Genomic DNA, 12099 nt, shown 5'->3' with positions numbered 1-12099 from the left:
CCCAATCTCAATATCCAATCCACAATCCCTAATTCGTATCGAAACATTAAGGAATATTGCATTTGTGCAGGAACCTGGGGGAAAAGCGCCAAATCACTAGAAAGACCGTGGTAGTATGCTCTCGGTAAATGTGAAGATTGGGAGAAAGACCTTTGACACTACGGGTTGCTGTTATTGGGTCAGGCCCTGCTGGTTCATCTGCCGCAGAAACACTGGCAGCCTCTGGGATTGAAACCTACCTGTTTGAGCGGAAGCTAGACAATGCAAAGCCTTGTGGGGGTGCAATTCCTCTATGTATGGTGAGTGAATTTGACTTACCACCAGAGATTATCGATCGCCGGGTACGGAAGATGAAAATGATTTCGCCTTCTAATCGTGAGGTTGATATCAATCTGGTAAATGAAGAAGAATATATAGGAATGTGCCGTCGGGAAGTACTTGATGGCTTTTTGCGCGATCGCGCCGCAAAACTAGGCGCAAATTTAATTAATGCCACTGTTCATAAAATTGATATACCAGGAAACAATACCGATCCCTATACCATCCATTACGTTGACCATACAGAAGGAATATCACAGGGTATTGCCAAAACTCTGAAAGTGGATCTAATTATTGGGGCGGATGGGGCCAATTCTCGCGTTGCTAAAGAAATGGACGCTGGGGATTACAATTATGCGATCGCTTTCCAAGAGCGAATTCGCTTACCCGAAGACAAAATGGCCTACTATAACGACCTCGCCGAAATGTATGTCGGTGATGACGTTTCTACCGATTTCTACGCTTGGGTTTTCCCCAAATATGACCACGTAGCGGTTGGTACTGGTACAATGCACATTAATAAAGCCAGCATCAAACAGTTACAAGCTGGTATCCGCGCCCGTGCTTCCGAGAAGCTAGCAGGCGGTAAAATCATCAAAGTTGAAGCGCACCCCATTCCTGAACATCCCCGTCCCCGTCGTGTTGTTGGTCGCATCGCTTTAGTGGGAGATGCTGCTGGTTACGTTACCAAGTCCTCTGGTGAAGGTATTTATTTTGCTGCTAAATCTGGGCGGATGTGTGCCGAAACCATTGTAGAAGCATCTAACAGTGGTAGCCGGATTCCTACAGAAGGCGACCTGAAGGTTTACCTAAAGCGTTGGGATAAAAGATACGGACTTACTTACAAGGTGCTGGACATTCTGCAAACCGTATTCTATCGTTCCGACGCCACCCGCGAAGCCTTTGTGGAAATGTGTGATGACCTCGATGTACAACGGCTAACATTTGATAGCTATCTGTATAAGACCGTTGTCCCAGCTAATCCCATCACCCAACTAAAAATTACTGCCAAAACTATTGGTAGTCTAATTCGGGGTAATGCCCTTGCACCTTAATTGCGTGCAAAGGACCAGAACAAATAAATTACCCAATTTTGTGGGGTGGACATCCTGTACGCTTATTAATTAAGGCGGACGAGATGCCCACCCCACAACATATATCTGACTTTTCCCGTTAAGTCATGAAACAACGAAGCAGCAAGAGTTTCAGACTATAATTTATTCTCAATAACTTAATATTAGTGACAATAAATTACGAGAAAATAAGGCTTTGGGCTAGAGGTATAGTAGGCGATCGCTCAATCAAGGAGATAACGGCTTTAAAGCTCGCAGGAGATAGCAATGAAAATATTCCTTTCTCGATTTCCTCTATTGGCGGCGCTGGTACTTTACCTCTTCACCTTATCAAATTAATATTCGACTTTCAAACTTAGCTTAATTCTTAAAGTAGATGAGAAAAAGAATCATAAATGCATATACTGCAATTATCAAGCAATGAATAAACGAAGCTCCCAGTTTTAGACCAACTAGGAGCTTTTTTATTTATTATCCATTGGATTTAGTGGGTATATCACCAGAAGTAACAGCATTCATCCTCAAGGCTATTAATAATTGGTTCTGTTGGTAGATTGAATATCAATGTTTAGATTGCTATTGTGTATTTGTCAGTTAAAAAACGTTTATCAAATTAAAACAATGAATATTCTTGCTTGGATTGTTTTAGGTCTAATTGCTGGTGCTATTGCAAAGGCTATCTACCCTGGTCATCAAGGTGGCGGAATTCTCGGAACAATCTTATTAGGAATTATTGGTGCTTTTGTTGGTGGTAGTTTGGGTGTATTCTTCAGTACAGGAACCTTGACATTAGCCGCCCCGACACTGAGCATTCCCGGTATTGCAGTAGCGGTTCTTGGCGCAATTGTCGCTGTTTTCTTGTGGAACTTGCTAAATCGTCGCAGTGCTGTGTAATCAATTAAATTGGAATTAATTAATAGTAAAAATCAGGGAATTAAATTCACTATATTTTCTCCCTGAATTGAAATAAAACAATAGCGCTTACCTATATTTAGGTAGGCGCTATTATAATTTGCGGCAACGTTTACAAGTTGTCTTTGCTGCGTAGTTTACCGCATTTCGACCTGACTTTTCCCATTAAGTCATGAAACAACGAAGCAGCAAGAGTTTCAGACTATACTTTATTCTCAATAATTTTTGAAATCTTTTGGCAAGAATCTGTGCATCTTTATCTGGGTGTTCTTTTAATATTATTCTTAACTTAACGATAAATTGCTTTTTGAATAAATGCTCAATTTTATTTCCTATTTGTTTTTGGCTCAAGCATCGCCTTCTTTTGCACCTACACCACAAGAAATCTTCGTTCCCCAACAAACAAGACCTTTAACAGGACATCTTGACGAAGTACCAGTATTTAACAGTAATAACCCAGAAGTAGTTAAGAGTGAAGGAATTCTGCTGTCCACATTTCCTCCTCAAGGCAAAAAAGTGCCTAGCGCCCACCTGAACTTTCCATTTCAGGGACGGTTTGATTTATTTTCTCACCATATTGCTAGAGCAATTGAAACTCCAAATGATTTGCGGACTCTTTATTTGGGGGTGATTGTTTACAATCCCAGCGATCGCCCTGTAACTGTCAATATATTGCAAGCAGCTAGTTATCTTAGTCAACCTGATGCACCTTTTATCAAACTTCCCGCCATGCAATCAAATAATTCGGGAAATATTTTTGCAGGGCCAGGCGATCGCGTGATGAATGATATGCTGCGAGTCAGACGGCAGTCAGGATGGCCAGCCCAGTTGCTAATTCCACCAAAACAAAGCCGGATGTTAATGAATCATCCCATTCCAGTGCGTTCTTTGACCCCGCCATTGAATGGACGTTCTACTTTGTTACGTTTGTATAGCGATAGTCCGGTTTATCTGGCGAACCTAGCGATGTTTGCCAAACCCAATACCGATGGTAGTGAACGAGCGCCTACTTTAGAAGAATGGGAGAATTTGTTAGAAAATGGTGATTTTGCAGGGCCCCGTGAATCTGCTCCCAGTCCTCCCAATCACCTTGAAGGGGCAAAAGAAATTTACGGACGGGTAGCGGGGGTAGCTGTTGGCTCTCGTTGGCAAGTACAAGTTACCAACTCCAATAGTTCGTACCTGACAATTCCTGAATCAGGACAAGCTTTTTCTTACGGTTTAAGTACCCTTCTGGCAGGCAAAATGGGTACTGGACAAAACCAAACTGCTAAACTAGTGGCGCGTTATCCTGGTACAGCTTACGAAGCTCACGGCAACTACGGCATTGAATACAATATCTCTCTACCATTAATCAACAATACGGATAAGCCGCAAACTATAAAGGTGCTTTTCCAAACGCCTATCAAAGAAGATGAGTTAAGTAAACCAGGGCTTCGCTTTTTTTCACCACCTCAACCATCAGTATTTTTCCGAGGCACAGTTCGTATTCGCTACAATGACGATAATGGCTTACCCAGAACCCAATACTGGCATTTAGTTCAACAACGGGGACAGATGGGAGAACCGCTTGCTCAATTAAAAATATCCCCTGGCCAGCAGCGACTTGTACAAGTGGATTTTCTCTACCCACCTGATGCTACGCCCCCTCAAATGCTGACAATTCAAACTGTAGACCAAACTTAACCAAACAACCTGCGTCTTTGTTGCATCGCTCTGCATCTTTGTTGCATCGCTCTGCGTCTTTGTTGTATCGACCTGCGTCTTTGTTGCATCGACCTGCATCTTTGTTGCATCGACCTGCGTCTTTGTTGTATCGACCTGCGTCTTTGTTGCATCGACCTGCGTCTTTGTTGTATCGACTTGCAAAAATTAAGCTATCCTACATTACGCAGTAACTCTAAAAGACTTGTGTCTACGCCGTAGCCAATCGTGTTGACCAGAAATAAAAAGGCGTTACTGAATTGAATTATGAATCCTTGTAGAGACGTAGTATTGCTACCTCTCTACAAGGATTCTGGGATTATGCAAAATCATTTTCATACATGGAATCAGCAACGCCCGTTTCTAAGTTGCCTAAAATACAGGTTTTTGGTTTAGTGCAATTTCTGATAAAACAGATGTTGAACTGAATCTGCTGGGGCAAAATAGAAAACATGACGATTGAATCCAATTCCTCTAATCTACCAACCCCAGAACCAATCCCAGAAAACGACTCGCAACCGGATGACTTTGATGGGGGTGCAATTGAGAAGAACCTCAGTTCAGAAGTACTAGCTACACAACAAGCCCTAGCAGCGATCGCATCTTTGAAATCTCCACAATATACAACTGCTCTCCAACAAGCCCGTTCTGATTCTCAACAACCTACTACCAAGCAATTCGTAGTTAGGCCGAGGGCATTGTTAATTACTTTAATAGCGATTGCCATCACCTTCATTGGAGTTATCCTAAATAACTGGATCGTCGGCATTATCGGAACGCTGATAACTTTGCTGTTATCCCTAGCGATATTATTGCCTTGGTTGCAAAAAGCATTATACGAGTGGTTTTCAGCCCAAGAACGTACCTTGTTTGTTGCCATTTTGGGACTAATAGTAGCGATCATCGGCTTGATCAAGTTTACAGGTGTGGGCGATCGCTTGCTTGTTTGGGGACGGCAGATTAACTGGGACATTGCTGGAACCCTAGCAGATTGGTTTGGTGCTTTGGGGCAAATTCTGATCGCTGTCATCGCCGTTTACGTGGCGTGGCGACAATATGTTATTTCCAAAGACTTGACAATTCAGCAAAACCTGCTGACAGTTCAGCAAAACATCATCACCCAGCAACAGACAATTGATTCTTATTTCCAAGGCGTTTCAGACTTAGTATTAGATCAAGAAGGATTATTAGAAGATTGGCCTCAAGAAAGAGCGATCGCCGAAGGACGCACTGCGGCAATTTTAAGTAGTGTAGATGGTAGTGGTAAAGCGAAAATTCTCCGCTTTCTCTCACGTTCCAAGTTGCTCTCACCCTTACAACGCGATCGGCTATTAGGTCGAGCCATTCTCGACGGCAGTGGCGGATATGCAGAAGACCGCCTGGAAGGTGTGCGTGTCATCGATTTAGGCGTAACACTAGCCGCAGCAGACCTTTCTGGTACTGATTTGCGTTGGACTGACCTGAGCGAAGCTAATCTTGTCCGCGCCAACCTGAGCGGTTGTGATTTAGTAAAAGCCAACCTCTCCCGCACAATTTTATATAGTGCTAATCTCAGTGGTGCTGACATCAACGGGATTCGCCTATTCTACGGTGTAATAGATAAAGCATCACCCCGCAGTCGCACTGAACGACCAAATTATCAAACTGGCGAACACACTGGCGCTGTGGTGGAAAATGCTGATTTCACCAATGTGCAGCGCATGTCTGAGTCTACACGTAACTACTGTTGTGCTTGGGGTGGTGAAAAAACTAGAGGTACTATTCCTGGTGGTTGTGAAGGTATTCCCAATAAGTTGGGAAGATAGTTATTATGATGTACTTTTAATTTGCATAACCAAACCCGGCAAAGTTCCTACCTCCCGATAGTTTTACTTTGAGGTAATATGCAAGTGAAATTTCCAACAGCTTACAAATTTTGGATTATCTTAAACCGATTCACCGAGATTAAATATCAATACAGTTCAGTTAAGCATTTCTTTCTTCTCTCTGCGTCCTTGGCGTCCTTGGCGGTTCGTTAAAAAAATTGAGTTTGACAAAGAGTTTTTGACAAAGAGTTTTAGCCTTAACTGAACCCTATTGGGTTAAATATCAGTACGCTTGGGTTAAAGCTAAAAGTTTTAGAAAATTTAGTTACATTCTCTAACAAACTTAGACGGCTAACTATTAATAACCAACAGCTAATCATTATAAAAAAATTAGCAATTAGACATTAACAGTTAGCCGTCAACTCCCTTAAGGAGTATTTAAAATTCAAAACTTAATTTTGAATTGTAGTATGGATGCCTGTCAGAAATATTTCCGCAGGATAGTAACTCTCAAGCACGCTCATCAAATTTAGTGTATGCACTACCAGATTTTATCCAGTATTGTTTCAAAGTATGATGAGGCGTATGTAAACTAGCTTTTGCCTGATATAAAATGACTTGGCGATGATCCCCCATCCATATTTTATTAATGGGTTCAACGGATATTACTGTTCCTCCTAAAGAAGCGACACATTGAGAAAATCTTTCGATGGTGGTATATTCTAATGTCTCGAAGATAAAAAAGTTGCCCGAACAAATCAAGTGGCGACTGCGAATCCAGCAGCGCATTTTTTTTTCAGCTTGTGGAGGTAACATTTTAGATTTAATAGATTCAAGCTGAATCGACATAAAGCGCTCACCGCACATAAATCATCAGCAAAACTTTCCCGTTTTTCAAACCGCAAAGAGCCAGAGGTTGGCCCCCATATTTGCTTGTAGGTTTCAATATCCATACCTTTATCTAGATTTATCCAAACAGATTTTTACCACTGCCGACTTATCGACGGATAGAGCCTCAATGTCAGTGTTAGAAAGCACTTGCTCAAAGTGAGTGAATGCTAAATAATGATCGCTATGGTGCGATCGCCATCGTCCAATCGAAAGTTCAAAGAATTCAGTAATTTCCATGAGAAAAGTGGTTTGAAAAAGTAGCGTACAATCCAAAAGGTATCTTGGCTAAAAAATTATTCTCCCAGCCGAGATGTTACCCTTCTTGATCATAACTGTATTCAGATGTGCTAAGTACTGTTAGCGATCGCGGGGCTTTGAGCCAATGCTAAGTTAGGAGTACTGAGTTATTATTCTCATCGTTGTTTCCAGTCCCTTTCTCATCTATGCTTAGGCAAATCTAAGCAACAGCGATCCTGATGATTTTGCTGCCCGTCCTAATAGGGAGGTTTTCTAGATACTGTGAAAATTCAGGTATATAATTTGATGCAAAGTCCTTTGGAGACATCGCACCAAGTTTACTAGCATACAGCGACATTCTTAAGGATGGTCATCGGCCCTTGGGCTTTGAGAATTTCCATTTCTGCTGCATTTTTTACTAGTAAAGCTCCAGCAAATCCTAATGAATTCACAGAGATAGACTGAAAATGTTCCTGCGATCGCGGTACGATCAACATCCATTCTCGTGTTGCTAGAAGATTGTAAGCACCAGTTCCCACAGAATTTAGCAAAGTACGATAAAGTTCCAAAGTTGCTTGTCCCCCTGCAAATGGCGATTGTACCCAATGGGGATTTAATGGCGCGAAAGCGTGTACAAAAGGAAGTTTTGGTATTGCGTTGGTAAAGTCTAGGGTTGGCGTAACGGATGCACCAGAAGGTATCGATTCCTGAAATGGTGCTGCTGTTAGCAGAGGTTCAATAGGTATCTGCGGCCCCGAAGGTGCAAGTGGTAGTGGCACTAATTGCAAGTGCTTGTGTCGCTGACTAGCACCTGCGGTTTTGCCACTGTTGTAAAATGCTAAACCATCGAAATCAGCTAAACATGACCACATAGCCGTAAAATCTTCCAGAGTAAGTAAGCTTTCCTGTTCCTCGAAAGCACGGGTGATAATTAACAAGTGATAATCAACAACATTGAATTTATTTAAGATACATACATGAGTCTCGGAAATATCCGCCACAAATAAATCCTCTTCGTAGGGCAAAAAAGGATTAAACTCTTCACCAGAAGTAGCAGATTGTTTTTCCTGTTTCTCCTTAGCTGCTTTTTTGCGATTCAGGTTAGACAAAATTCGCACCAAAAAGCGCACTCCATCCTGTTCAACAAATTCAAATTCTGTCGGGATCGATAGTAGCGCCCCGCATTGCAAAGCATGTTCAGTCCGTTCTTTAACACTTGTCCATAAAGTGCCAGGTTTAAGTAAAATTTTTCCCTGTGCCATTTTTATCCCTTCAGGCATGGTACGGAACACGCAGCACAAAGCTGTGCCCCTTTAACAATGACTATATTCCAATACGGTTTAGTAAAATACCAAAGCTTTCATAACAACGCAATACCTCCGCAACAAAACTGTCACAAATCATATCTACATTAGTGATACATCTAAATATAAATATCTTTCCAGACAGCAATGCAAAACGAATCTCGCGACAGAGAACACCCATCAAATAGCATTTCACATAACACTGCTGATGCCAAATACCATAATCAAGCGCCCTGGAAAAAGGCTGCCGCCTCTCTATCGCTGGTGCTGCTGGGATCAGGTATGACATTAGCAGGCGGCTATATGGCTGGACATCCTCGGCAGGTGTCTGAAAGTGCATCTAATTTGGCAGTGAGTCGAGTAAATGCTGCTCCGCCATTACCAGCTACCACAGATCCTAACTTTGTTACCCAAGTGGTGCAAAAGGTCGGCCCGGCTGTAGTGCGGATTGATTCTTCACGAACCGTAAAAACCCAGATACCAGATGAATTTAGCAACGATCCATTCTTTCAACGCTTTTTTGGTTCTCAAATACCAGAACAACAGCAAAATCGGGTAGAACGGGGTACTGGTTCAGGTTTTATTATTAGTGCTGATGGTCGTATTCTCACTAACGCTCACGTAGTCGATGGTGCTGATACAGTAACAGTAACCGTTAAGGATGGGCGTACCTTTACAGGTAAAGTCTTAGGAAAAGATGAGTTGACCGATGTTGCTGTTGTCAAGATTCAGGCGGACAATCTACCGATAGTAGCTTTGGGTAACTCAGATCAACTGCAACCGGGAGAATGGGCGATCGCGATTGGGAACCCTCTTGGATTAGATAATACAGTAACTACCGGAATCATCAGTGCTACCGGACGCAATAGCAATCTAATCGGCGCTCCCGATAAGCGAGTAGAGTATATTCAAACTGACGCAGCAATTAATCCCGGTAACTCCGGCGGCCCTTTGTTAAATTCTCGTGGCGAGGTGATTGCCATGAATACAGCCATTATTCAAGGGGCACAAGGATTAGGCTTTGCTATTCCTATCAACACAGCTCAACGCATTTCCAGTCAACTAATAGCTACAGGCAAAGTAGAACATCCTTATCTGGGAATTCAGATGGTGGGATTAACGCCTCAGCTAAAACAAAATATCAACTCAGATCCCAATAGCGGTTTGAGTGTGAATGAAGATAAAGGTGTATTAGTTGTGAAAGTTGTCCCAAATTCACCAGCTGCTAAAGCAGGCATACGTGCTGGGGATGTGATCCAAAAGCTTGGTGGGCAAGCAGTCACAGATGCCAGCAGTGTTCAAAGAGCAGTAGAAAATAGCCAAGTTGGAGGCGATTTACGCATGGAATTACGTCGCAATGGGCAAAGTCTTAACATAGCTGTGCAACCTGGTGCTTTCCCCGCCCAAGTACAATAAAAAAAATTTTTCTTATCAATTGAATAAAAGTGAATTTTCTAGGATGGGTATTTTGCCCGTCCTTTTTTTTATAAGATATTTGACAAGCTTGGTGGTTACAAGTAGTAGCTAGACTGAGAAAACCTGTAAAAGCAACTAGGGATTAGGGATTAGGAACTGGGGATTAAGTCAGAAGCTGATAATTACAAACTTTTACTTGCCAGGAGTGCTTCTGCTGTCTCGTAGCTTAGGGGCTTAGAGAACAGATAACCTTGACCAAATTCGCATTCAAGTTGCTGTAACCATTGAAGTTGCTGTGGTGTTTCAATACCTTCTGCAACAACGGCTAGTTCAAGTTGATTGCTTAAGGCAATAATGGTACTAACGACCTGATAATTACGATTCCCTTCCTGCATCTGACTCACAAAGGAGCGATCAATTTTCAAATTATCAGCAGGTAAACGATGGAGATAATTGAGCGATGAATAACCACTACCAAAGTCATCAATGCTGATTTGAATATTTCTGGCCTTTAATTGGGTTAATAAATCAATTGTTTTATTGATATTCTGAATTAACATACTCTCGGTAATTTCTAGAGTGATGAAATCGCCTTTTAAACCTGTTTGGGCTAATATTTTATCTATGTCTTCAATTAAGCTGGATTGGCGAATATCTTTAGCAGACAGGTTAATACTAATCTTGAGCGGAAAGTTACTAGGAAACTTAGTTTTCCAGTCTGCCATTTGATGACAAGCACTGGAGAACATCCAGCGATCAATTTGCATAATTAGCCCCGTTTCTTCGGCGATAGGAATAAATTTATCCGGCAAAATAAAGCCGTGAGTTGGGTGTTGCCAGCGTACCAATGCCTCAAATCCAATCAGCCGATATTCTTGCAGCTGGTTTTGGCCACTGTAGGCATGGCTAAGTATGTCAACAATAGGCTGATAGTATATAACGAACTCTCCTCGTTCTAGAGCTTTACGAATATCGGTTTCTAAAGTTAGTCGCTTTACGGCTTGAGTGTGCATTTCTACATCAAAAATTTTGTATGAACTTCTTTCTTCAGCTTTAGCTCTATACATGGCAATATCAGCATCTCGAAGTAAATCGGAGGCTTGAGAATAGTCTTTTGTTCCTAAGACAATACCGATGCTCGTACTGATAACCACTTCGGAATCATTAAGTATTAATGGTGTTTGAAAATCTGTCAGGATACGTTCAGTAATTTGAATAGCCTTTTCAATACCAGAAATATTTTCCAGCAAAATTACGAATTCGTCACCACCGATTCGAGCGACTAAATCAACCCCCCGCAGATGAGTTTTTAGCTTCTGAGCAATGGTCTTTAATAGTTGATCTCCAGCTAAGTGTCCTAAGCTGTCATTGATCACTTTGAACCGATCTAGGTCGAGAAATAAGACGGCGTAACGATAGGTTTCTGCTCGTTTAGCTCGGTTAATGGCTAGTTCCAGCCGCTCTATTAAAAGTGTCCGATTCGGTAAATCCGTTAATGGATCGTGCAAAGCATTGTGAGTAACCAGTTCTTGTGCATGCTTGCGATCGCTCACATCTAATAAAATACCATGCCAGACAATATCTCCGTTTTCTTGAGACTCTGAACGCGCACTTGCCTGTACCCACTTAAGTTTGCCAGAGAGTGTAATTAATCGCCATTCATAAAAAAATGGTTTTAAAGTTTGAGCGCTTTCTTTGGCAGCTATATAACATCCAGCCCGGTCATCAACATGAATTTGTTCAAAGCAAAGAGAGGCATTTTCTAAAATTTGCTCTGGTGTTAACTCTAGAAGGTCTAGACAGCCTAAACTGATGTACTCAAAGCCAACAGAACCATCAAAATGATGCACAAAGCTGTAAATTATTCCTGGAATATTGGACGCTAATGTTTGTAGCAAATTTTGGGCTTGTTTACGCTCTACCCGCACCTGAGCATCCCGAAGTTCTCGACGCACCGCCACTGGCAATCGATTTAAGTTGTCTTTCATTACATAATCGTGAGCACCCGCTTTCATCATTTCTACAGCAGATACTTCGCCGATTGTGCCAGAAACCAGAATGAAAGGAATATCTTTTTGACTCTGCTGGGCTATTTCCAGAGCCATAGAAGCATTGAAGTCAGGCAATCGGTAATCTGAAATGATTACATCCCATGTACTGCTATTGAGGGCTGTGTGTAGCTCTTCGACTGTTTGGATACGTTGCCAGATTGGATTGAAACCACCGCAACGCAGTTCACGGATGATTAACATGGCATCGGTTTCTGAGTCTTCAACCATCAGGACATTCAAGGGTTCACTCATATCTCATACTCATACCTCATACCTCATACCTCAAGAGAGAAATGAGAAATAGTTTCTTTTTTTACAATACTCGCTTAATTAACTCGATACTTCCCTGAATACAGGTCAGCAGTAGTTTGCCTACCTTTAACCAGTT

Annotated in this window: 11 protein-coding genes; 6 read left to right on the top strand and 5 right to left on the bottom strand. The window is 42.0% G+C overall.

Going from position 1 to position 12099, the window contains the following annotated elements:
• Positions 1-152: 152 nt before the first annotated feature.
• From chlP to RMZ43_RS30480, 5 genes are all read left to right on the top strand, one after another.
• Positions 153-1373 (top strand): geranylgeranyl reductase, encoded by a 1221-nt coding sequence (gene chlP / locus RMZ43_RS30500; protein ID WP_322654955.1) that lies wholly within the window; start codon positions 153-155, stop codon positions 1371-1373.
• A 639-nt stretch (positions 1374-2012) separates the two neighbouring features.
• Entirely contained in the window at positions 2013-2285 is a 273-nt protein-coding gene (locus tag RMZ43_RS30495; protein WP_069068080.1) for a GlsB/YeaQ/YmgE family stress response membrane protein, read from the top strand.
• A 333-nt stretch (positions 2286-2618) separates the two neighbouring features.
• A complete protein-coding gene (locus RMZ43_RS30490) occupies positions 2619-3989 on the top strand; it encodes a DUF3370 domain-containing protein (protein ID WP_322650560.1) in 1371 nt (456 codons plus the stop codon).
• A 17-nt stretch (positions 3990-4006) separates the two neighbouring features.
• Positions 4007-4201 (top strand): hypothetical protein, encoded by a 195-nt coding sequence (locus RMZ43_RS30485; RefSeq protein WP_322650561.1) that lies wholly within the window; start codon positions 4007-4009, stop codon positions 4199-4201.
• A 258-nt stretch (positions 4202-4459) separates the two neighbouring features.
• Positions 4460-5812 (top strand): pentapeptide repeat-containing protein, encoded by a 1353-nt coding sequence (locus RMZ43_RS30480; protein WP_322650562.1) that lies wholly within the window; start codon positions 4460-4462, stop codon positions 5810-5812.
• A gap of 510 nt (positions 5813-6322) precedes the next feature.
• Here RMZ43_RS30480 and RMZ43_RS30475 read toward each other — a convergent pair.
• The 4 genes from RMZ43_RS30475 to RMZ43_RS30460 form a co-directional block, all read right to left on the bottom strand.
• Positions 6323-6661, bottom strand: coding sequence for a CpeR family transcriptional regulator (locus tag RMZ43_RS30475; RefSeq protein WP_322650563.1), 339 nt, complete (start codon positions 6659-6661; stop codon positions 6323-6325).
• Positions 6571-6765, bottom strand: coding sequence for a hypothetical protein (locus tag RMZ43_RS30470; protein WP_322650564.1), 195 nt, complete (start codon positions 6763-6765; stop codon positions 6571-6573). Before RMZ43_RS30470 ends, RMZ43_RS30475 begins: the two co-directional genes overlap by 91 nt.
• Before the next feature lie 4 nt (positions 6766-6769).
• Positions 6770-6940 (bottom strand): phycobiliprotein lyase, encoded by a 171-nt coding sequence (locus RMZ43_RS30465; RefSeq protein WP_322650565.1) that lies wholly within the window; start codon positions 6938-6940, stop codon positions 6770-6772.
• A gap of 341 nt (positions 6941-7281) precedes the next feature.
• Positions 7282-8202, bottom strand: coding sequence for an ATP adenylyltransferase family protein (locus RMZ43_RS30460; protein WP_322650566.1), 921 nt, complete (start codon positions 8200-8202; stop codon positions 7282-7284).
• A gap of 189 nt (positions 8203-8391) precedes the next feature.
• Here RMZ43_RS30460 and RMZ43_RS30455 point away from each other — a divergent pair, with 189 nt between their 5' ends.
• Positions 8392-9660 carry an HhoA/HhoB/HtrA family serine endopeptidase gene (locus tag RMZ43_RS30455; protein ID WP_322650567.1) on the top strand — a complete coding sequence of 423 codons (1269 nt, stop codon included), beginning with the start codon at positions 8392-8394 and terminating at the stop codon, positions 9658-9660.
• Positions 9661-9842: 182 nt separating this feature from the next.
• Here the strand turns inward: RMZ43_RS30455 and RMZ43_RS30450 are convergent, their stop codons facing one another.
• Positions 9843-11963 carry an EAL domain-containing protein gene (locus tag RMZ43_RS30450; RefSeq protein WP_322654954.1) on the bottom strand — a complete coding sequence of 707 codons (2121 nt, stop codon included), beginning with the start codon at positions 11961-11963 and terminating at the stop codon, positions 9843-9845.
• Positions 11964-12099: the final 136 nt, after the last annotated feature.

It is taken from the genome of Nostoc sp. CmiVER01, assembly GCF_034531135.2.
Lineage (GTDB): Bacteria > Cyanobacteriota > Cyanobacteriia > Cyanobacteriales > Nostocaceae > Nostoc.
The sequence above is the reverse complement of the archived record's forward strand: the minus strand, read 5'-3'. Positions and strand labels throughout refer to the sequence as shown.